20 protein-coding genes and 1 pseudogene are annotated in these 20,867 nt (G+C 50.4%); all 21 read left to right on the top strand.

Annotation, left to right across the window (positions count from 1 at the left end):
• Positions 1–19: 19 nt before the first annotated feature.
• The 21 genes and pseudogenes from OCV63_RS13875 (at position 20) to OCV63_RS13775 (ending at position 20,850) form a co-directional block, all read left to right on the top strand.
• Positions 20–694, top strand: coding sequence for a hypothetical protein (locus OCV63_RS13875; protein WP_158364818.1), 675 nt, complete (start codon positions 20–22; stop codon positions 692–694).
• Positions 695–776: 82 nt separating this feature from the next.
• Positions 777–956 (top strand): hypothetical protein, encoded by a 180-nt coding sequence (locus tag OCV63_RS13870; RefSeq protein WP_158364817.1) that lies wholly within the window; start codon positions 777–779, stop codon positions 954–956.
• A 143-nt stretch (positions 957–1,099) separates the two neighbouring features.
• Entirely contained in the window at positions 1,100–1,804 is a 705-nt protein-coding gene (locus OCV63_RS13865) for a class I SAM-dependent DNA methyltransferase (RefSeq protein ID WP_158364815.1), read from the top strand.
• Between the two features lie 237 nt (positions 1,805–2,041).
• On the top strand, positions 2,042–2,806 hold the full coding sequence (locus OCV63_RS13860) for a hypothetical protein (protein WP_158364813.1): 765 nt from the start codon (positions 2,042–2,044) through the stop codon (positions 2,804–2,806).
• A 41-nt stretch (positions 2,807–2,847) separates the two neighbouring features.
• Positions 2,848–3,450, top strand: coding sequence for a hypothetical protein (locus OCV63_RS13855; protein ID WP_158364811.1), 603 nt, complete (start codon positions 2,848–2,850; stop codon positions 3,448–3,450).
• Positions 3,451–3,543: 93 nt separating this feature from the next.
• Complete coding sequence (locus tag OCV63_RS13850) at positions 3,544–4,602, top strand: RluA family pseudouridine synthase (RefSeq protein ID WP_158364809.1); 1,059 nt, start codon at positions 3,544–3,546, stop codon at positions 4,600–4,602.
• A gap of 399 nt (positions 4,603–5,001) precedes the next feature.
• Positions 5,002–6,927 (top strand): beta-glucoside-specific PTS transporter subunit IIABC, encoded by a 1,926-nt coding sequence (locus OCV63_RS13845; RefSeq protein ID WP_158364807.1) that lies wholly within the window; start codon positions 5,002–5,004, stop codon positions 6,925–6,927.
• Positions 6,928–7,029: 102 nt separating this feature from the next.
• A complete protein-coding gene (locus OCV63_RS13840) occupies positions 7,030–8,442 on the top strand; it encodes a glycoside hydrolase family 1 protein (RefSeq protein WP_331485568.1) in 1,413 nt (470 codons plus the stop codon).
• Between the two features lie 4 nt (positions 8,443–8,446).
• On the top strand, positions 8,447–9,286 hold the full coding sequence (locus OCV63_RS13835; protein ID WP_158364805.1) for a PRD domain-containing protein: 840 nt from the start codon (positions 8,447–8,449) through the stop codon (positions 9,284–9,286).
• Between the two features lie 170 nt (positions 9,287–9,456).
• Positions 9,457–9,990, top strand: coding sequence for a Holliday junction resolvase RecU (locus tag OCV63_RS13830; protein WP_158364803.1), 534 nt, complete (start codon positions 9,457–9,459; stop codon positions 9,988–9,990).
• Positions 9,991–10,039: 49 nt separating this feature from the next.
• Positions 10,040–11,005: pseudogene (gene hisZ / locus OCV63_RS17670) on the top strand (ATP phosphoribosyltransferase regulatory subunit); the annotation flags it as partial.
• Positions 11,006–11,035: 30 nt separating this feature from the next.
• Positions 11,036–11,692, top strand: a complete 657-nt coding sequence (gene hisG / locus OCV63_RS17665; RefSeq protein ID WP_262670884.1) for an ATP phosphoribosyltransferase — start codon at positions 11,036–11,038, stop codon at positions 11,690–11,692.
• A 12-nt stretch (positions 11,693–11,704) separates the two neighbouring features.
• The gene (locus tag OCV63_RS13815; RefSeq protein WP_158364799.1) at positions 11,705–12,712 is read left to right on the top strand and encodes an acyltransferase family protein; all 1,008 of its coding nucleotides are present in this window, start codon (positions 11,705–11,707) and stop codon (positions 12,710–12,712) included.
• On the top strand, positions 12,709–14,010 hold the full coding sequence (gene hisD / locus OCV63_RS13810) for a histidinol dehydrogenase (protein WP_158364797.1): 1,302 nt from the start codon (positions 12,709–12,711) through the stop codon (positions 14,008–14,010). The genes OCV63_RS13815 and hisD overlap by 4 nt, the downstream gene beginning before the upstream one ends.
• 3 nt (positions 14,011–14,013) lie before the next feature.
• Positions 14,014–14,601 carry an imidazoleglycerol-phosphate dehydratase HisB gene (gene hisB, locus OCV63_RS13805; RefSeq protein WP_158364795.1) on the top strand — a complete coding sequence of 196 codons (588 nt, stop codon included), beginning with the start codon at positions 14,014–14,016 and terminating at the stop codon, positions 14,599–14,601.
• A gap of 1 nt (position 14,602) precedes the next feature.
• A complete protein-coding gene (gene hisIE, locus OCV63_RS13800; protein WP_158364793.1) occupies positions 14,603–15,700 on the top strand; it encodes a bifunctional phosphoribosyl-AMP cyclohydrolase/phosphoribosyl-ATP diphosphatase HisIE in 1,098 nt (365 codons plus the stop codon).
• Between the two features lie 182 nt (positions 15,701–15,882).
• A complete protein-coding gene (locus OCV63_RS13795) occupies positions 15,883–16,179 on the top strand; it encodes a hypothetical protein (RefSeq protein WP_158364791.1) in 297 nt (98 codons plus the stop codon).
• A gap of 63 nt (positions 16,180–16,242) precedes the next feature.
• Positions 16,243–16,932: an AzlC family ABC transporter permease gene (locus OCV63_RS13790; RefSeq protein ID WP_158364789.1), complete on the top strand. Its 690-nt coding sequence runs from the start codon at positions 16,243–16,245 to the stop codon at positions 16,930–16,932.
• Positions 16,929–17,252: a branched-chain amino acid transporter permease gene (locus OCV63_RS13785; RefSeq protein WP_158364787.1), complete on the top strand. Its 324-nt coding sequence runs from the start codon at positions 16,929–16,931 to the stop codon at positions 17,250–17,252. Before OCV63_RS13790 ends, OCV63_RS13785 begins: the two co-directional genes overlap by 4 nt.
• 224 nt (positions 17,253–17,476) lie before the next feature.
• Complete coding sequence (locus OCV63_RS13780) at positions 17,477–19,402, top strand: glycosyltransferase family protein (RefSeq protein WP_158364785.1); 1,926 nt, start codon at positions 17,477–17,479, stop codon at positions 19,400–19,402.
• Positions 19,403–19,482: 80 nt separating this feature from the next.
• On the top strand, positions 19,483–20,850 hold the full coding sequence (locus OCV63_RS13775; RefSeq protein ID WP_158364783.1) for a hypothetical protein: 1,368 nt from the start codon (positions 19,483–19,485) through the stop codon (positions 20,848–20,850).
• The last annotated feature ends 17 nt before the right edge of the window (positions 20,851–20,867 follow it).

Here is a 20,867-nt window from a genome sequence, read left to right as displayed (position 1 = left end):
TTCCAAAAAGGAGAATACTATGAAAAGAAAGATACAGCTTGGGATAGCCCTTGTCTCGACGTCGCTGTTTCTGACTGTGGCGGGCTGCGGTGAAGCCGGAGAAGAACTGCCGCCTACAGAGGAAGGACGGACGGCTCTCGAAAATGCCAGCGTCCTTTCTATGAAAGGCGATCTGGACGATATCGTGGCGGATTCGGATATCTGGGCGGATGGACAGGCGGCCGGGCACATTCAGGAGCGGGGCTTCTGGAACAGCAAATACACCATCAGTACCGGCGATGGAGAAGCCTGGTTTTATCTGCGCTATGTGACCGACGAACCCATCAACGATGTGGAGGGGGTCATCAGCGGCAACACCTACGGCTACTATGACATGGATGATAACTGCCTGGGTTACGCCCAGGAGCAGATCCTGGAAACAAATACCCTGGAAAGAGACTGGTATACGGTATTCATGGACGCAGATGGCAATCCGAAGGATTATCTGGCGGATAAGGATATGATGCGGATCTTTGATTACGATGGAAATGTGATTGCCACGGGTAGTTTTTCCTTTGGCGATTTCTTCCATTACGATAAGTATACCATTGAGTTGAAGGAGGAAGAAGGAAGCGAAGGAAGGATGGATTTTGGGGATAAGATGTGCGCGTTCCTGAGAATCGATTATAAAGTCAACAGTGATTATGGCGACTAAAGCGGGGGACTGTCTTCGAAAAGTAGATTACAATAAAATAAGAATGGACAAACTGTTGTCTGATTATTGGGAGGAAAATGACATGGAATTTACAGTGTTTCTTGACAGAATATTGGTAGTTGCAGTATGTATCTTTTTTACATTAGGCGTTGTGTTTTATTCCAAAGGAAGAAAAACAAAAAGTTATAAAAAGAGCCTGAGCTGCTTTGGCGTCTATGTCGTGCTCAATGCGATTCGACTTGTTCTGGAAAATTATATGTAAAAGAAAGTGGCGTCAAGCAAGATTATATTTACGAATACAAAATTTATGTACAGAAAAAAGAGTATGAGCAGGCGAAACGGTTGGTTTCATTGTGAAATATTTTGTTCTTTACATAACAGATTTCCATAGGGGAGGATTTCATCATGTACAGCACCGCATTCTGCAAGGTTTACAACCAGTTCGGCTGGAATTATTTCCCAGAGGCTTTCGGAGAGCAACTTCTGACCTGGCTGAAGGAACATCATGTGACGGTTCGGAAGAGCCTTGATCTGGCCTGCGGAACGGGCGTGCTCTGTGAGATTCTGTCGGGAGCTGGGATAGAGGCCAGCGGAATGGATTTTTCCAAAGGAATGATCAAGATTGCGAAGGAGCGGAACCCGAAGCTTCAGTATGAGGTGGCGGATATGATTACCTATCGGCCCGAGACGCAGTTTGATCTGGTGACCTGCACCGGGGATGCGCTGAACCATATTATGGATTTGGATGATCTTGATCGAATATTCGCGAATGTATACACTTATCTGACAGATGGTGGGTACTTCATTTTCGATATTCTGAACGAAAAAGAGGTTCCGATGGCGGAACCCATCGACCTGGATTTCAGCGAGACGGTCAAGGCCCAGTTCATGGTGACTCACGATTCGGAAGGTCGTATTAACCTGCAAACCACCGTCTATGAAAATGGCCTCAAGCAGTTCGAGGAGAATATCAAAGAGGTTGTCCACGATGAGAAAGCCGTCTGTGGGCTGCTTCGGAAGAACGGCTTCCAGGTGGAGAAATGTGCCAATCATTTCCTGGAAAATGAGGGGAATTTCAGCAAGACCTGGTATATTATTGCAAGAAAATAAGAAATACCGTGCAGAAGATTGCACGTTTCTGTACGATTAACTTTATGAAAACTTCACTTTAACGTTTCAGACCCTGGTTACTGTTCTCAGTAATCAGAGTCTGAATAATTTCGTCTGAATATTTTCCATATTTCTGTGAAAAGAATGCTTGAAGTATCAGGGAGAACTGCGTATAATGAAATGCGGGCGAAGAGCCCGCCGGATGGAAATGACTGGACAGAAAAAGGAGAATCTGATATGAGAAAATATTGGCTGGCCGTGCTGCTTGGTGTAACGGTTCTGGCAGCAGGCTGTAAAGGCAGTACAGATACAACGAATACTGCAAAGGAAGCATCGGCAGAGGACACAGAAACTACGGTGAACCAGGAAACTGAGACATCGGAAATCAAGGGCACCACAGACGATATCGCGGCAGGCGCAAGTACCCTGTCCGATGCCGGAAAGAGCGCCTATCGTTCGGTTCTGGACGACATCTATTATAATCAGCAGTTCCCGAATGGTTTAGAACTGGACTATGACGGCAGCGATCTTTCGGAAAATAAATTCGGCGTCTATGATGTCGACGGAGATGGCCGCAATGAGCTGCTGATTGCTTACACAACGGCGTCCGCGGACAGCCAGATGTTTTTAATCTATGATTTTGTGGAAGCGCTGGAGGCGGTACATGAGGAATTTACCGGCTTCCCGGCTGCGACCTTCTATGACAATGGTGTGATGCGCGCAGACTGGAACCACGATCCCAGTACCGTAGAGGGCAGCGATTTCCAGCCCTTTACACTCTTTGTTTATGACGAGGAAGAGAATACTTACGAGCTTCTGGGATCCGTCTTCCAACAGGATGAGCCGGATGTCTATTATCAGAACCTGGCCGGAGATGAGGATGAGAAGGAGATTGACGAGGCCGTTCTGAAAGACTGGCTGGATTTCTGTATCGGTGACGCGGGCCAGCTTGAGATACCCATGGTAGATCTGACAGAAGAGAACATCAAAGTATTAAAATAAGCGAAGTCACCAGATAAAGAAATTACAAGGAGAACATATTTATGCAAAATATACCCCAGAAGGGCGAGCACGGCTATACGGACGCCCATAAAAAGGCGCAGCTTTTTAAGACCTTTATCTTCTTCCTGCTGCCTGCCGTCATCTTTATCGTCGGCTATGCGACGTCCAGGACACGCCTGAATATGTTCACGGTGGTGGCCGTTGTGGGCTGCCTTCCGGCTTGTAAGGAGCTGGTCAACGTGATCATGTTCTGCAGACGCCGTTCCATCCCGCAGGATCTCTATGCGGAACTGGAGCGTCATACAGGAGGGATGGAACACGCCTACGAGCTGGTTCTGACCACCTATGAAAAGAATTATCCGATCCACAGTCTGGTGATCCGTGGAAATGAAGTGGCAGGCTACACCACGTTGAAAAATGCAGACTTAAAGCCGGTGGAGGCGCATGTAACCAAGACGCTGAAGGAGAACGGCATTTCCGGCGTGCATGTGCATGTATTTGCGGATCTGAAGGCTTATCTGGACCGGGTGGACGCGTTGGCGAAGAAGGATCCGGAAGATATTCCGTTTACGCCGGACGAACGCTATCCCTCCCTGAACCGGGAGCAGTTGATCCGGGGGCTGATTCTGGCGCTGTCCCTGTAATAAAAAAGAAAAGATGATGCAGCAGGCTTTGTAAGCAGAAAAGGCCTGCTGTATTTTAACTTATTTCATTTATCTGAGAAAAGGAGAAACCATATGCGTCTTCTGACCGTAGGAGAAAACGAGGCCGGACAGCGGTTGGACAAGCTGCTGGGCAAATATATGGATAAAGCCCCGACCAGCTTCTTTTACAAAATGCTGCGAAAAAAGAATATCACCCTGAACGGAAAGAAGGCAGAAGGGAAAGAGCGTCTGGAGGTGGGGGATGCGATCAGGCTGTTTCTGGCGGACGAGACGATTGACGGCTTTTCCAGTATGGCTGGGAAAACAGGGGCTGGGAAATTACCCCAGAACATAGATGCAAAACAAAGCGGAAAAGCAAACCCGGCAGCAGGTTTGAGGACTAAAAGACTCCCCGCAAAGCTTCACCCGGAAATCATCTACGAGGACAAAAATGTCATTTTCTTCAACAAACCGGCAGGTCTGTTGTCCCAGAAGGCAAAGCCCTCGGACGTCTCCCTGGTAGAATACCTGACGGAGCACCTGTTAGAAAGCGGAGAGGCTACCCAGGAAAGTCTGCGCAGCTTCCGTCCCGGTATCTGTAACCGCCTTGACCGGAATACCAGCGGGCTGGTGGCGGCGGGCAAGAGCCTTCGGGGACTTCAGGAACTGAATGAACTGTTCCGCGTCCGGAATCTCCATAAATATTACCGAACCATTGCTGTGGGCAGTATCCGGGAAAAACAGAGCATTGAAGGCTGGCTTCTGAAAAATGAACGAACCAACCAGGTACAGATTTATCAGCAGAAGAGAGCGGACGCCCTGCCTATCTGTACGGAATATGTACCGCTAAAACAGCTAACTTACAACGGAAAGCCTTATACCTATCTGGAGATCAACCTGATTACCGGCCGTTCCCATCAAATCCGCGCCCACCTGGCCAGCATCGGCCATCCTCTCATCGGTGACGCCAAATACGGCAATCCGAAGGTGAACGCGGAATTCCGGAAAAATTTCGGCCTGGAATATCAGCTTCTTCACGCTTACCGGCTGGAGCTGCCGGAGCTTACCGGAGCGCTTTCCAATCTTTCGGGACAGCAGTATATTGCGCAGCTTCCCAAAGAATTTATGAACGTTTTGAACCGTGGCGAATAAAAAAGCCACGGTTTTTCGTTATTCTACACAAAACATTTTCAAAAAATTCATATAGATTTCACAAAAATTTAAGAAACACTTGCAACAAAAAAAGAAGTGTGGTAAGGTATTACCAGATTGAGAGACAATTACATAGTGGTTTCACATACGACGTGTTACTGGTCATGCAGGCAAGATCGGGTGAAAATGAAGAAGATAGAAAAGAGTGCAGATATATGATATCTGTATCCGGATTTTCTATTGGACGTTCATTTCACTGGATCTTTTTTTGTGTATGAAAAGAATTCTACGAATCAGGATTCTCCGTCGCTGTGCAATAAAAGTCTTTCGATACCATATATCTTGGCCGGATATAAGAACTATCTATTTTTAACATTAACATACAAAGGAGAGAGAAGAATGGATTACAACAAAATTGCCCAGGACATTCTTGATAATGTGGGCGGCAAAGCCAATGTAAAACAGGTGACACACTGCTTCACCCGTCTGCGCTTCATCCTGAAGGATGAAAGCCTTGCAAAGAAAGAAATCGTAGAGCATCTGGAGGGCGTGATCTCCGTCGTTGTTTCCGGCGGACAGTTCCAGGTTGTATGCGGCGCAAAGGTAACGAAGATTTATGACGCGACCGTAGCGATCTTAGGAGACGCCGTAGCAGGCGGTTCCGTAGACGAGCAGGTTCCGGATCAGAAGCAGCCTCTGGGCAACCTGATTCTGCAGAAGATTACTGAGATCTTCACACCGCTGGTACCGGCTATCGCGGCAGCAGGTCTGATTAAGGGTCTTCTGGCAGCATTTGCCAAGGTGCCGGGCTTCGATACAGCCAACAGCACCTACATCATCATGAACACCGCTTCCAATGTTATTTTCTACTTCATGCCGGTTTTCCTTGCTTACACTGCATCCAAGGCACTGAAGTGCAGTTCTGTTGTAGCTATGATGCTGGGCGGCTTTATCTGCCATCCGACCATCGATGCCCTGGTTCAGGACGTAGCTACCAAGTCCACCATCTTCGGACTTCCGGTTATCAAGATGGCGTTTACCGTAGGAGAGTCCTCTAAGGTATTTGCTTACACCGAGTCCGTTATCCCGATTCTGCTGGGCGTGATTGTACTGTATTTCCTGGAGAAATTCTTAAAGAAGGTAATTCCGGAAATTCTGCAGCTGATTCTGGTACCGGGTCTGTCCCTGATTATCATGGTGCCGGTTATGCTGACTGTTGTAGGACCGGTTGGTATCTACGTTGGTTATATCATTCAGTTCCTTTACAATGCATTGTACGGATTCAGCCCGGTACTGGGCGGTATCATCGTCGGCGGTCTGTGGGGCGTATGCGTTATCTTCGGTGCGCACAGAGCACTGCTTCCGATTGGTCTGAATGACGTAGCCCTGACAGGAACCAACACCCTGATGTGCTTCGCTGGTTCCGCAAACTTCTCCCAGGCAGGCGCAGCCCTGGGCGTTATGCTCAAAACCAAGAGCAAGGATTTAAAGCAGGTAGCAGCTTCCGCTTCCCTGTCCGCATGGCTGGTAGGTATCACAGAGCCGGCTATCTATGGCTGTAACCTTCGTCTGAAGAAGCCGATGGTATGCGCGGTAATCGCCGGAGCTCTCGGCGGTGGTATCATGGGTATCGGACACGCAGTCAACACAGGTTTCGCAAACAACGGTATCCTGACCATCATGTCCTACTATGGCGAGGGTACAAGCCTCGGCCAGTTCGCAGCTTACTTAATCGGTATCGCGGTAGCGTTCTTCGGCGGCGCAATCCTTACTTATATCGTAGGCTTTGAAGATGTAGACGCTGCTCCCGCAGGAGCAGCAGCACTGGAGTCTGATCTGGCTATGCCGGCAGCTCCGGCCCACACAGGCGAAACTGTAGAAATCGCTTCCCCGGTAGAGGGAAAGGCTTACCCGTTAAATGAGGTGCAGGACGAGGTATTTGCTTCTGAAGCACTGGGCAAAGGAATCGCGGTTCTTCCGACCAAGGGAGAGGTAGTAGCACCTGCTGACTGTACTGTATCTGTTCTGTATCCGACCCTTCACGCTATGGGTCTGAAGCTTGCAGACGGCACCGAGCTTCTGATTCACATCGGTATGGACACCGTAGCCATGAACGGTGAGGGCTTCACCAAGCACGTAAACGAGGGAGACCAGATCAAGAAAGGCACCCCGATCGTATCCTTTGACATTGACAAGATTAAGACAGCAGGCTATGATACTACGGTAAGCGTCATCGTTTCCAATACGGCTGATTTCGCAGAGGTAACAGGAGTTCCGGCCGAGAAGGCTGACCTTACCAAGGTTGTTATCAAAGCTGTAAAATAAATGGTTTTGATGTAATAAACACATCGTAACAAACACATCCGCCGGGCGGAAGTCTCTATGCTTCTGCCTGGCTTTTACAACTTTCTAAAGGAGCACAAAATTATGACAAATTTTCCTGAAAATTTCCTCTGGGGCGCTTCCTCCTCTGCATTTCAGATCGAAGGCGGCTGGGACGAAGACGGCAAAGGCATGACCGTAGCAGACTATAATTCTTTTAAACGTTCCGATAAGCAGGCGGACAGTAAGGTGGCCAGCGATTTCTATCACCACTGGAAGGAAGATATCGACCTGATGAAGGAGATGGGTATGAAAGCATACCGTTTCTCCCTCTCCTGGGCCCGCATTATTCCGGACGGAGATGGCGAGGTGAACCAGAAGGGCATCGATTTCTATAATCGTGTGATCAACTACCTGCTTGAACAGGGCATCCAGCCCCTCGTAACTCTGTATCATTTTGACCTGCCTTACGCACTGGTTGAGAAATACAATGGCTGGGAGTGCCGGGACTGCGCCTTTGCCTTTGAGCGTTACGCCCGTGTCTGCTACCAGGCCTTCGGAGACCGTGTAAAATACTGGCAGATGATCAATGAGCAGAACCTGATGATCCGCGTCAACAACCGTATGAATATCTACACCGAGGACGACTGGGAAGCCGATCGTATGCGTGCTCAGATGGATTATCACATGTTTCTGGGCCATGCGCTGGCAGTCAATGCCTGCCATGAGCTGGTAGAGGGCGGAAAGGCCGCTCCGGCTGTATCCTCCACCTGTACCTATCCGCTGACCAACAAACCGGAGGACGTATGGGCCGCCAAAATGAACGACTGGCTGAAGACCAACTACTGCCTGGAGATGCACATCAACGGCGAGTATCCGGGTTACTATATGCGCTATCTGAAGGAGCGCAATATTGTTCCGAAGATGGAAGAGGGCGACGCGGAGATTCTGAAGTCCGCGAAAATAGACTACATTGCTCTGAACTACTACCGTACCCTCTGTGCAAGCTATCTGCCTGCGGACGAGGAGCATCCGGTTGGCTCCAGAGTCTTCCGTGGCAATGAGGTAGACTTTGACCAGTACGGCTACTGCCGGGACGAGAAAAATGAGAACCTGAAGGCCAGCGAATACGGCGCTCAGATTGATCCCATGGGTCTTCGGATTGTGCTGAATGAGTACTATCGCAGATACCATCTGCCGCTGATTATCACCGAGAATGGTCTCGGTATGGCGGACGAGTTGACTGAGGACGGACGCGTGCATGACGATTACCGGATCGACTATCTGCGCGGCCATATCCAGGCGATTTCCGACGCCATCGACGATGGTGTGGAAATGATGGGCTACTGTCCCTGGTCTGTGATGGATCTTTTAAGCTCCCATCAGGGCTTCCGGAAGCGTTACGGCTTTATCTACATCAACCGTGATGATTTCAACCTGAAGGATTTGGGAAGAATCAAGAAGGACAGCTTCTACTGGTATCAGAATGTAATTAAGACAAACGGGGAGAATCTGTAATACCATGCGTGTCATTAAGGTGTTGAACAATTCGCTGGTGCTTGCGCTGGACAACGCGGGCCAGGAGTCTATTCTCATGGGAAAGGGAATCGGCTTTCACAAGTCCATAGGATATGAGTTTCAGGAAAGCGAGATTGAAAAGGTCTTTGTTCTCAAGGACAAGGAGGTCTCCCGGAACATCATCCGTCTGGCGGCAGAGACAGACAGCGTCTTCTTTGAGCTGGCCAAGGCGGTGATTGATTATGCCATTGAACAGTTCGATATGAAGCTGATGGACCATATCTATCTGTCCCTGACGGATCATCTGTCCTTTGCGGCCAGACGGGTGCGGGAAGGCATTGTTCTGCAGAATTTTTACACGCTGGAAATGAAAAAATTCAATCCCCAGGAGTTTCAGGTGGGGGAATATGCGGTGAACCTGATGCGGGAGCGCCTGGATCTGGAGATCCCGGCGGACGAGGCGGGCAATATCGCCTTCCATTTCATCAACGCCCAGTTTAATCACCCCTACAACAGTCAGAACCTGCTGATTTCCCGGACGCTGGACGCGGTGCTGGATATTGTAAAATATGCCTTTGGGATTACTTACAATGAAGACAGTACTTCATATTCCCGGTATGTGACCCATGTACGGCTGTTTGCCCAGCGGCTGGTGAGCCGGAATCAGCTGCCTGATGAAAAAAATGACATTCTCTATGAGCAGATCCATTCCATCTGTCAGAAGGAGTTTGAGTGCGTGGAGAAGATTCAGATCTACGTGTATGAGCAGTTTCGCCAGAAGCTCTCCAGCCAGGAGAAGATGTATCTGGCTCTGCACATCCACAGGATACTGGAAGATACGTAACAGTTATGTAAAAAGTCAGTTCTTTCGGGAACTGGCTTTTTCGTATCCCAGCTATTTACTCCGGCTGTTTTCCCCGGATACCGCCCTGAAAAAATAGGAGGTTGTTTTATGGCCGTTCTCGATTTATAATGTTATTTGATTCTAATTTGTAAGATAAAGAGGACAAAGCAATGGCAACCTGGAATTCCAGAGGCCTCCGGGGCTCGACCCTGGAGGATCTGATCAACCGAACCAATGAAAAATACCGGGAACAGGGATTGGCGTTGATTCAGAAAGTCCCGACGCCCATTACTCCCATGAAAATCGATAAAGAACACCGTCACATTACCCTGGCTTATTTTGACCAGAAGAGCACTGTGGACTATATCGGGGCCGTCCAGGGCATTCCCGTGTGCTTCGACGCCAAGGAGTGCGATACGGACACCTTTCCCCTGCAGAATATTCACGCCCATCAGGTGGAATTTATGGGCGATTTTGAGCACCAGGAAGGCGTGTCCTTCCTGATTATTCTGTTTTCCAGACGTAATGAACTCTATTTTCTTCCTTATAAAAAAATGAAGGAATTCTGGGATCGGGCTGAGGCAGGCGGACGGAAGAGCTTCCGCCATGACGAGCTTGACCTGTCATATGTGCTTGCGCCCCACGGCGGCTACCTGGTTCCCTATCTGGACGGAATTCAGAAAGTGATTGACGAATCGGGCTAAACACTTTATAATGGTAAATCAGTAAAGCGTTTAGGAGGCAGAAATTACGATGAAAAATCAAAATCCGCTTTTGCATACCCCGGAAGGCGTCCGGGATATCTACGGCAATGAGTTCGTACAGAAATTTGAATTGCAGCAGCTGTTATACCGGGTGCTGGCAGGGCGCGGCTATCAGGGTATCGAGACGCCCACCTTCGAGTTTTTCGATGTATTTTCCCGCGAAGTCGGTACCGTTCCATCCCGGGAGCTCTATAAATTTTTCGATAAAGAGGGGAACACCCTGGTGCTTCGGCCGGACATGACGCCGTCCATCGCCCGGGCGGTATCCAAGTATTTTCACGACGAGACGCCCATCCGGCTCTGCTATATGGGCAATACCTTTATCAACTACGACAAATATCAGGGTCGCTTAAAAGAGACCACCCAGATGGGCGCGGAGCTTATGGGCGACGGCAGCGTGCAGTCCGATGTGGAGCTGCTTTCGGTGCTCATTGAGGCCCTTCAGGAAGCTGGCCTTCGGGAATTTCAGGTAAGTGTAGGACAAGTGGAGTTCTTTAAAGCTCTGCTTCGTGAGGCCGGCATCGGGAATGTGGCGGAGGAAAGCCTTCGAAGACTCATTTCCGATAAGAACCGTTTCGGCGCGGAGGAGCTTCTGTCCAGTTACGAGATCCCGGAGAAACTTCGCAATACATTCCTGGAAATGGCGACACTGACCGGCGGCGAAGAGGCTTTGCAGAAAGCCAGGAGCCTGACTGATAACGCCGAGGCCCTAGAAGCCCTTGCGCGGCTTCAGGAGATTTACGGAGGACTGAAGAAAAAGGGCTATGAAAAGTACGTTACCTTTGACCTGAGCATGTTAAGCAAGTATAATTATTATACGGGTATCATTTTCCATGCGTATTCTTATGGCTACGGCGAACCCATTGCCAAGGGCGGACGCTATGACAACCTGTTGTCCCACTTTGGCCGGGAGCTGCCTGCGGTCGGCTTTGCCATCGTAGTAGATCAGCTTCAGCGGGCCCTCAGAAACGACGCGGGGAAGAAAATGGACGCCACCGGCGACAGCAAGCGCTATCTGACCTTTGCGCTGACCAAGGGACGTCTGGCAAAGAAGACTCTGGAGCTTCTGGAAAAGGTGGGCATCACCTGCCAGGAGATGAAGGATCCGGACAGCCGGAAGCTGATCTTTGTCAATGAAGAGCTGGGGCTCAAGTTCTTCCTGGCAAAGGGACCGGACGTGCCGACTTATGTGGAGTACGGCGCGGCGGACATCGGCGTAGTCGGCAAGGACACGCTGGTGGAAGAAGGCCGGAAGATGTACGAGGTGCTGGATCTGGGCTTCGGAAAATGCCGTATGTGCGTCTGCGGACCGGAGTCGGCCAGAGAGAAGCTGGCTCATCAGGAACAGATCCGCGTGGCCACCAAGTATCCGGATATCGCAAAGGATTATTTCTATAATCAGAAGCATCAGACCGTGGAGATCATCAAGCTGAACGGCTCCATCGAGCTGGCGCCCATCGTGGGCCTGTCTGATGTGATCGTGGATATCGTGGAGACTGGTTCCACGCTCCGCGAAAACGGCCTTGGCGTGTTGGAAGAGGTAATGCCTCTGTCCGCCCGCATGGTGGTCAATCAGGTGAGCATGAAGATGGAATCGGAGCGGATTACGAAGCTGATTCAGGATCTGAGGGCTGCACTTTAAACTGGAGGAAGCATGCAGCAAAAGCGTTTGGACTATCTGGATATGGCGAAGGGCATCGGAATCTTTCTGGTGATCCTGGGACATATCGAATATATACAGGAGGACACCCTGAAATGGCTCTCGTCCTTTCATATGCCACTCTTTTTCGTGGTGGGCGGGATTCTGGTGTATCTGAGACGGGATACGGGCCGGACGGCATTCGAGACCATCGGCAGCCGGATCCGGGGCGTCCTGACGCCTTATCTGTCCTTTTCCCTGATGCTGCTGGTCATGAATACCATCACCAGTATCCGAAATCCGGAGACCCTTTCCGGGACGACACTCGCAAGGCAGTATCTAGATACGTTTACCGGTTATGGCGTGCATATCCTGTGGTTTTTACCGGCCTATTTTATCGCGGGAGCCGTGTTCGCGCTGCTTCAGGGCATGCGGGAATGGAAGCGGAATCTGGCAATTATCCTGCTGGCCCTTGGCGCTTACGGCCTTTCCGCCGGACTGGGGCTTGATCAGTATGTGACCTGGGAATGCAGCCTGGGTGGATATATCGGTTACGATTTGCTTATCACGATGCTTCGGGGTCTTCTGGCCCTGCCGTTTCTGCTGATGGGCTGGTATCTGGTGAAGATTCCGAAGGGCTGGTATACGCTTTTGCTGATTCCGGGAAGCCTGCTGGCACTCCGGTCGCCCGTGTTTGATCTGCATTATCTGTATGTGCATCCGGTGCATTATCTGAACGCGTTTTTATGCTGCGCCGGGATCATCAGCCTGGTAAAAGCCCTTCCGGTGAACCGCGTACTTTGCTGGCTTGGCCGGAATTCCCTGGTGATTATGTGTACACACGCCACCTTTCTGGTGATATACTATGTGTCGTTAGGCATGTTTTTTATCAAAAAATGGATACCAATGTCCCAGCCTGTGTTCAATCTGGGCGTTGCAATATTGGTCTGTGCCGCGGAGGTTCCGGTTGTCCGGATCTTCAACCGTTGGTTCGGACGTCTCATTGGGAGGTCATCAAAATGAAAGTCGTTACATTGGATGAGAATAGCAAACAAAATCTCTTGGATGAGCTGTTGAAGCGAAGCCCCAACCATTACGGGGAGTTTACCGAACGGGTCAACGCCATCATTGAAGATGTTAAAAAGAATAAAGACGCAGCCCTCTTTTCCTATACGGAGCGGTTCGACGGGGCGAAGCTTGACGCTTCCACTATCCGCGTCACCAAAGAGGAGATCGAGGAGGCTTACCGGGAAGTAGATCCGAAGCTTCTGGATGTCATCAAAAAAGCTCTGGTCAATATCCGTAGCTATCACGAGAAGCAGCGCCGCTACAGTTGGTTTGACAGCAAGCCGGACGGCACTCTGCTTGGTCAGAAAATCGGGTCTATCGCCTCCTGCGGCGTCTATGTGCCCGGCGGCAAGGCGGTCTATCCGTCTTCCGTTCTGATGAACGTGGCGCCGGCCAAAGTGGCAGGCGTAGACCGCATTGTTATGACCACACCGCCCGGAAAGGACGGTAAGGTATCTCCGAATACTTTGGTGGCTGCCTGCGAGGCGGGCGTGGATGAGATCTACAAGGTGGGCGGAGCCCAGGCCATCGCAGCCCTGGCCTTTGGTACGGAGAGTGTGCCGAAGGTAGACAAGATTGTAGGCCCCGGCAATATCTATGTGGCCCTGGCGAAAAAGGCCGTTTATGGTTATGTAAGCATTGACTCCATCGCAGGCCCCAGCGAGATTCTGGTGCTGGCCGACGAGACCGCGAATCCCCGTTATGTGGCGGCCGATCTCTTATCCCAGGCGGAACATGACGAGATGGCGTCCGCAATTCTGGTGACTACCAGTAAGGAGCTGGCGGACAAAGTACAGGTGGAGATCGAGGATTTTGTACAGAAGCTGTCCAGAAAAGCGATTCTGGAGAAATCCCTGGAAAATTATGGATATATTCTGATTGCGGAGAATCTAGACGAGGCCATTGCGGCGGCCAACGAGATCGCCAGCGAGCATCTGGAGATCGTCACAAAGGATCCCTTCCAGGTGATGACCAAGATTAAGAACGCAGGCGCGATTTTCATCGGAGAAAATTCCAGCGAGCCCCTTGGGGACTATTTCGCGGGACCGAACCACATCTTGCCGACCAACGGTACGGCGAAGTTCTTCTCCCCGCTTAGTGTAGACGATTTTATGAAGAAATCCAGTATCGTCTATTATTCCAGAGAAGCTCTGGAGGCCGTGCATGAGGATATCGAGACCTTTGCGAAAGCAGAGCAGCTGACCGCCCATGCCAATTCCATCGCCGTACGGTTTGAAAAGAAGGAGGACTAGCATATGGAACGAATCGCAAGTCTTTCCAGAACTACGAAAGAAACGGATATCGCCATCACCCTGAATCTGGATGGCAACGGAAAAGCGGATATCTCCACGGGCATTGGCTTTTTCGATCATATGCTGAACGGTTTTTCCCGGCACGGACTCTTTGATCTGACCTGTCAGGTGAAGGGGGATCTGGAGGTGGACTGCCATCATACCATCGAGGATACGGGCATCGTGCTGGGGCAGGCGATCCGGAAGGCGGTGGGAGATAAGAAGGGCATCGTGCGCTACGGCACCTGCATTCTTCCCATGGACGAAGCGTTGGTACTCTGCTCCCTGGATTTATCCGGACGTCCCTATTATGTGTCTGACGCAGAGTTTCCGACAGAAAAGGTAGGAGAAATGGACACCCAGATGGTGAAGGAGTTTTTCTACGCCATTTCCTATAGCGCCGGTATGAACCTGCATTTCAAAATGCTCTCCGGCAGCAACAGCCATCACATGATTGAGGGCATGTTTAAGGCCTTTGCCAAGGCCCTCGACATGGCGACCACACAGGACCCGAGAATTACAGACGTATTATCTACGAAAGGAAGTCTTTGATATGAGTGAAAAAAATATAGCAGTCATCCGGCTTCTGGCCGGAAAGGTGCAGGGAGAGCAGGCAGATAAGGACGGGGATGTCCTGGCACGCTATTACAGTGATAATGGAGCGGATGAGATTCTGGTCTTTGATCTGTCCGATACAGACGCGGATCACGACCTGTCCATCGGAGCCCTGAAAGAAATCTGCCGCGCGGTAGAGGTGCCGGTGAAGGCCGGCGGCAGAATCAAACGGCTGGAAGATGTAAAGAAAATTCTCTATGCGGGTTGCGAGAAAGTCATTCTAAATTATGGCCGACAGGAGAATATCGATCTGACCGAGGAGGCTTCCAAACGCTTCGGCAAAGAGAAGATCGCGGCCTGCGTGGACAGCTCCGACGTGGTCAGCGCTCCGGCAGCTCTGATTGAGGAGTATGTAAGCGAACTCATTTATCTGAACGAGATCGCCCCCTTCGTGGAGAAGGTCCGTCCCTTAAGCTGCAATATGGAATGGTCCGAGTTCAAGCTGGGTCCCGACGGCCTGGTTCCGGTGGTGGTACAGGATTACCGCACGGATGAGGTGCTGATGGTGGCTTATATGAGCGAGGAATCCTTCCATAAGACCATCGAAACCGGAAAGATGACCTATTGGAGCAGAAGCCGTCAGGAGCTCTGGGTAAAGGGAATGACCAGCGGCCACTACCAGTATGTGAAGGAGCTGGTGGTAGACTGCGACTGCGACACCATACTGGCAAAGGTATCCCAGACCGGAGCAGCCTGCCATACGGGCAACAAGTCCTGCTTCTTCCATGAGATCGCGAAAACCGATTATAAGAATACGAATCCCTTAAAGGTCTTTGAGAATGTATACAAGGTCATCGCAGATCGTAAGGTACATCCGAAGGAGGGTTCCTATACCAATTACCTCTTCGACAAGGGAATCGACAAAATCCTGAAGAAGGTGGGAGAGGAAGCCACCGAACTGGTCATTGCGGCAAAGAATCCGGATCCGGAGGAAATCAAGTACGAGATGTCGGATCTTCTCTATCATGCCATGGTTCTGATGGTGGAGCGGGGCGTGACCTGGGAGGATATTACGTCGGAGCTGGCGAACCGATAAACAAAGAAGAAAACCATGGCTAATAACCGCCGATTTCCATAGAATACTTTCCTACAGGGAATTTCTAAAAAGAGTAACTATCGGATATGAGGTATCTGGACTTGGATGAATGGCAGTTCTGATTCTGGAACGGATTTCATACTGTGTAGTAATTCCCATAAAATAAAAGGCGGTAATCAAATATGAAAAAATCAGAAAGACAGGGCGGGCAGTACCGACAGCTTCTTCTGGCGCAGCGAGGGCAGGCCCCGGCGTCGGAGGAGCCGACCGGACGAATCTGGATCCGGATTCGCTTTTATGTCTGTCTCTGTCTTTTTGCGGCGTATGTGCTGCTGGATTACAGCCAGGCAAATGTTGCTTCCTGGAATAGCGAACGCATCTGCCGGGAAGTGGAGCGGGATTACTCAGAACAATTAAACCTAGATCTGAATCAGCTTCTAAGCCGGGCGGCGTCCACCATACGGATTTCCGGTTCCTGAGGCAGTGTCCTTAGACAGGGCAGAGATTTTCTATACTTTAGATTGTATACAGGATTTTAACGAATGAAAGAATCTTTTCGATTTGCATTTTTGAAAACCATCCCGGTTATGCTGGGATATTTATTTCTGGGACTGGCCTTCGGCCTGCTCCTGCAGGAAGCCGGTTACAGTTTCTGGTGGGCGCTTCTGATCAGCGCTATTGTCTACGCCGGTTCCATTCAGTTCGTACTGGTAAGCTTTCTGACCGCCGGGACAAGTCTTCCGGTGGTGGCTGTGATGACTTTACTTATCAACAGCCGCCACGCTTTTTACGGCCTGACCTTCATCGAAAAATTCAAGGCCATGAAATCCAGACCCTATATGATCTTCTCCCTGACGGACGAGACCTATTCCCTGTTGTGCTCCTTAAAGGTGCCGGAGGGAATGGATGAAAAGAAAGTCATGTTCCTGATTTCCCTGCTGGATCAGATCTACTGGATCATCGGTTCTGTGGTGGGCGCGGCTCTGGGACAGGTTCTGCCCTTCGATATGACGGGCATTGATTTTGCCATGACGGCGCTCTTTGTGACCATCTTTGTGGATCAGTGGAGAGAAGCGAAGAGCCATCTGCCCGCAGTCATTGGTCTTATCAGCTCGGTGATCTGCCTTCTGATCTTCGGCGGCAGTAATTTTATCCTGCCTTCCCTGATTATTACGGTGACAATTCTCATGGCCTTGCAAAAAAGACTGGAAGGAAAGGTGGAAAATACATGACAGCAACGCAAGCATTTGTTATAATTCTGGTGACGGCTGTCTGCACACTGATCACCCGGCTTGCTCCTTTCGTGCTTTTTGGAGGGAACAAGGAGATGCCGAAAGCAGTCAACTACCTGGGTGCCATTCTGCCCCCGGCGATTATGGCGACCCTGGTGGTCTATTGTCTGAAGGGCGCAGATCTCTTTTCCGCCACACACGGCATCCCGGAGTTCACAGCCACGCTTCTGACGGCGCTTTTACACGTCTGGAAGCGGAATGTGCTTTTAAGCATTGCGGCAGGAACCTTCTGCTATATGCTCTTAGTGCAGCTGATGTAACTGTTCAGTTCCTTCACAGTTACGCTGCAAAATCCATATAAAATCGGCTTCGCCGATGGGATTTTGCACTCCTGAATCACTTTCTTACGGAGCTAGACATCCAGTGGATGTCTGTTCAGCTCCGACCGAAACGAAGTGTAGACCTTCAGCAGCGAGTGCTTCAGGCTGTAATGAACTTTTTTTAAATAACGAATTTAAATAAACGGATTTAAAGTAGGAAAGACATGAATTTTAATCATTTAAAACAGAACAAAAAGAAACTTTTTCTGGCAGCGGCAGTCCTGTGGCTGCTTGTTTGCGTATTTGTGACACCGGTATTTACCACCGTGACATTGACCTTTGAAAGCGATCCCCACGGTGAAGTAGTGACGACTGTCTTTGCCGGTTCCGGGGCGAATATAACTGCCCGGGACGACCATCACCGGGTGATGGTGAACGGTGTGGCGCGGGTTTTCTATGGCGATCTCCAGTATGGCAGACATTGCTCTCTGAAGCGGATCGATCCGCTGGATCAGCATTATTCTACGGGAGAGCCGCTGACCATTACGGGGCTTACCGTGAAGAAAAATGGCATTCAGACTGTGGCGCTTACCGGAGACGAGCTGCGGACTTATTTTACAGTGAATGGGGATCTGGAGCTGATAGGAGAGGAAGGCTTTACCTTCCGTGTGACCGGCGAGGATTCCCAGATGCTTCCGACGGACGCATTCCAAGCACTGTACGCCCGGACGCCCCTTGCGGCGCGACTTCTGGGCGGGCTTGGAAGCGGTCTCCTGCTGGTACTGGCTATTCTTCTGGTGCACTGGTTTGTGCGGGCCATCGCGGAACAAAGTCTCTTTTTTAAACTAACCTCCTGCGTACTGTTCGGCGGACTTTTTGCGGCTACTCTGATGACGGTTTTTACCGGCTTCTGGAATCCCTTTTATCTGAATCCGGACGAATATCATACCCTGTCGGCGGTAAATTATTATTTTTCCCATTTCATGCCGCCGGATATGCGGGATCCGGAGATCCTTGATTCTTACGCCATCTATGGCACTACCAGACACAGTGAATGGACGGTGTTTTATTTTCTGACCGCGAAAATTGGCCAGTTTTTCTCGGATCCGATTATCCGGGTACGGTTTTTTACGACAGTGACCTTCTGCGTCATGGCAGGGATCGCACTGAAAAATGTAAAAAAGAACTGGGCGCTTTTTGCCATGCTGCTTCTGACGCCCCAGGTATGGTATTTGTTTTCCTACTGTACTTCAGATTCCCTGGACTTCTTCGTAAGCTTCCTGTGTATGTATCAGGTCATGAAAAAGGACAGTATGCTGAACCGGGTGCTGGACGGACCCTTTTGTAAAAAGCAGCTGCTTTCCATGGCGCTTCTGGGGCTGCTGTTTGTGCAGCCGCTGTGGGGCAAGCCTACCTTTTACGTGGTGCTCATCTTCATTTTCCTGGTGCTGCTGATCCGGCTGTTCTATACGCCGAAGGAGGAGCAGAAGGTCCTACTGTATAAATATCTCGGTATCGTGGGTTTTACCCTTGGCATCTTCGCCATCCGATATATGATTACAGATTTTCCGTACTACGGTCTGTTTGGAAAATATCAGGTCTATATGGATATGATGGAGCAGACGGCATTGCCCGAATACAAGCTTTCCACCCCGGCACTGGAGAGAGCGTATTCCATGAGCTTTATGGAAAAGGGCGTTACCCTGGGAGAGCTTCTGACCGGCTTTGATTTCAATAAAAATCTGTTCCGCACCTTTGCGGGCTTCTTCGGCTCTTACGCATTCGGCGCGCGGGACTGGTATTATACAGTTATGGCCATTCTCTATCTGGCGATCATCGGATATCTGCTGGCACGGGCTTACCGGAAAAAGGACTCCCGAACCTGGTGGGAGATTGGTGCGGCGGCCTTGTCTCTGTTCATTCAGTACGCGCTGATTGTATACAATGCCTGGGTGGTGGACTTCCAGCCTCAGGGACGTTACCTGCTGCCGATTGTGTTCTATGCGGCCTACCTGATTCATCGGGCGGACTGCGAAGGGAAGAGTAAGGTGCTGCGGATATTACTGTGTCTGACCTGTCTCTTGTCCCTGTACAGCTTCTATACCGTGGGCATTCCGAATCTGGTGTCGGTGCACGGAATACAGGCGTAACTGAAAGTCCGAAATAAAATGCGGCACCAGGAATATACTTATATGCCTTGACACAGGCGAATGAAGGAGAAACATAGGTTATGATCTGGTTGAAAGACAAACGAACTTGGATTCTGCTTGGCTTCTATGGAGTCCTGGCGATTCTTTTTCATATGTTCTGGCTGAAGCTAGGCGGCGGGGACGATTACTACTTTATGACCTGCCTTGATGATACAAGCTTCGGCGCATTCATGGTGAAGCGCTGGTATGGCTGGTCCTCCCGGCTTGTGATCGAGGGCGTGCTGGTGCTGGTACTGCAGCAACCCATCTGGGTCTGGAAGGTGCTGGATATTCTGGTGTCGGTGCTGATTGCGTGGCTGTTGTGCGGATTTTTCTGCAGCGGCTATGGGAAACATGGAAGTGGAAGCAGTATCCAGACTGACAAAAACACTTTGTCTGGGACTTGGACGGCTGTTCCGCTTACATCCCTGATTCTGTTCCTCTGCCTCCTCCTTTCCTATGATTTTACGGAAATGGATTCGGCTGGCTATATGACCACAACCATCAATTACTGGTGGCCTCTGGCAGCTCTTCTGGTGGCTGCGCTGCCCCTGTACCTCTGGTATCAGGACGGTGCCTGCAAAAAAGGGTTCTATGTCCTCGGTGCCTTTGCGGCCATCTTTGCCATCAATCAGGAGCAAATCTGCGCCATGGCCCTATTGGCCTGCCTGTATCTGCTTATTACAGATAAACTACGGGGCCGGAAGACGAATCCCTATCTGTACCTGCTGCTGACCCTGTCCATATTTTTTGCCGTCTGCGTCGTCATCTGCCCCGGCAATGCGGCACGCAAGGCCTCTAACATTGATTTCTGGTTCCCGGCCTACGCCGGTTTCAGCCTGGTTCAGAAAATACTGCTTGGCTGGTACAGCCTGTTAAAGACGCTGTATCAGGATCTGAATCTGCCGTATCTTCTGATGACCATGATTCTTCTGGCTGCCGTATGGAAGAAGCAGAGAAGCCTCCCGGCGCGCGTAATCGCAGCGATTCCGCTGCTTTCGAACCTGGGGCTTCTGGGCGTCCTGCTCTTTGGAAGATACAGGGAGTACCCATGGGTACACCTGATTCTCCATGTATTTGACTTTGATCAGCCTGTGGTATATTATCAGGGAAGCCTGCCGGATTCTGTACGGATCCTGCTGCTTGTATACACGCTCTGCTGCGTCTGTGTGGTAATTTCCCTGTTCCTCATCTGGGGCAGGACAAAACGTTTCATGGACACGCTGGCACTCCTCGTCATTGCCTCCGCCTCCAAGATCAGTATGGGCTTGTCGCCTACAGTCTGGGCCTCCTCGGAGCGCACTAGTATTTTCCTGGATTTCGGATTTATTCTGTTGGGAATGCTGGCGGTACAGGAGCTGGAACGGGCGACCGAAACACCAGGAACACAGGCCGACAACAGCCTGTAAAATATAAGAAATCAGAG

Source organism: Laedolimicola ammoniilytica (assembly GCF_025567165.1).
In the GTDB taxonomy this organism is placed as follows: domain Bacteria; phylum Bacillota; class Clostridia; order Lachnospirales; family Lachnospiraceae; genus Laedolimicola; species Laedolimicola ammoniilytica.
The sequence above is the reverse complement of the archived record's forward strand: the minus strand, read 5'-3'. Positions and strand labels throughout refer to the sequence as shown.

What these genes read in the sequence shown, in the direction of transcription:
- OCV63_RS13875 (WP_158364818.1), top strand. Translation starts at nt 20, where the DNA reads ATGAAAAGAAAGATACAGCTTGGGATAGCCCTTGTCTCGACGTCGCTG.
- OCV63_RS13870 (WP_158364817.1), top strand. Translation starts at nt 777, where the DNA reads ATGGAATTTACAGTGTTTCTTGACAGAATATTGGTAGTTGCAGTATGT.
- OCV63_RS13865 (WP_158364815.1), top strand. Translation starts at nt 1,100, where the DNA reads ATGTACAGCACCGCATTCTGCAAGGTTTACAACCAGTTCGGCTGGAAT.
- OCV63_RS13860 (WP_158364813.1), top strand. Translation starts at nt 2,042, where the DNA reads ATGAGAAAATATTGGCTGGCCGTGCTGCTTGGTGTAACGGTTCTGGCA.
- OCV63_RS13855 (WP_158364811.1), top strand. Translation starts at nt 2,848, where the DNA reads ATGCAAAATATACCCCAGAAGGGCGAGCACGGCTATACGGACGCCCAT.
- OCV63_RS13850 (WP_158364809.1), top strand. Translation starts at nt 3,544, where the DNA reads ATGCGTCTTCTGACCGTAGGAGAAAACGAGGCCGGACAGCGGTTGGAC.
- OCV63_RS13845 (WP_158364807.1), top strand. Translation starts at nt 5,002, where the DNA reads ATGGATTACAACAAAATTGCCCAGGACATTCTTGATAATGTGGGCGGC.
- OCV63_RS13840 (WP_331485568.1), top strand. Translation starts at nt 7,030, where the DNA reads ATGACAAATTTTCCTGAAAATTTCCTCTGGGGCGCTTCCTCCTCTGCA.
- OCV63_RS13835 (WP_158364805.1), top strand. Translation starts at nt 8,447, where the DNA reads ATGCGTGTCATTAAGGTGTTGAACAATTCGCTGGTGCTTGCGCTGGAC.
- OCV63_RS13830 (WP_158364803.1), top strand. Translation starts at nt 9,457, where the DNA reads ATGGCAACCTGGAATTCCAGAGGCCTCCGGGGCTCGACCCTGGAGGAT.
- hisG (WP_262670884.1), top strand. Translation starts at nt 11,036, where the DNA reads ATGGACGCCACCGGCGACAGCAAGCGCTATCTGACCTTTGCGCTGACC.
- OCV63_RS13815 (WP_158364799.1), top strand. Translation starts at nt 11,705, where the DNA reads ATGCAGCAAAAGCGTTTGGACTATCTGGATATGGCGAAGGGCATCGGA.
- hisD (WP_158364797.1), top strand. Translation starts at nt 12,709, where the DNA reads ATGAAAGTCGTTACATTGGATGAGAATAGCAAACAAAATCTCTTGGAT.
- hisB (WP_158364795.1), top strand. Translation starts at nt 14,014, where the DNA reads ATGGAACGAATCGCAAGTCTTTCCAGAACTACGAAAGAAACGGATATC.
- hisIE (WP_158364793.1), top strand. Translation starts at nt 14,603, where the DNA reads ATGAGTGAAAAAAATATAGCAGTCATCCGGCTTCTGGCCGGAAAGGTG.
- OCV63_RS13795 (WP_158364791.1), top strand. Translation starts at nt 15,883, where the DNA reads ATGAAAAAATCAGAAAGACAGGGCGGGCAGTACCGACAGCTTCTTCTG.
- OCV63_RS13790 (WP_158364789.1), top strand. Translation starts at nt 16,243, where the DNA reads ATGAAAGAATCTTTTCGATTTGCATTTTTGAAAACCATCCCGGTTATG.
- OCV63_RS13785 (WP_158364787.1), top strand. Translation starts at nt 16,929, where the DNA reads ATGACAGCAACGCAAGCATTTGTTATAATTCTGGTGACGGCTGTCTGC.
- OCV63_RS13780 (WP_158364785.1), top strand. Translation starts at nt 17,477, where the DNA reads ATGAATTTTAATCATTTAAAACAGAACAAAAAGAAACTTTTTCTGGCA.
- OCV63_RS13775 (WP_158364783.1), top strand. Translation starts at nt 19,483, where the DNA reads ATGATCTGGTTGAAAGACAAACGAACTTGGATTCTGCTTGGCTTCTAT.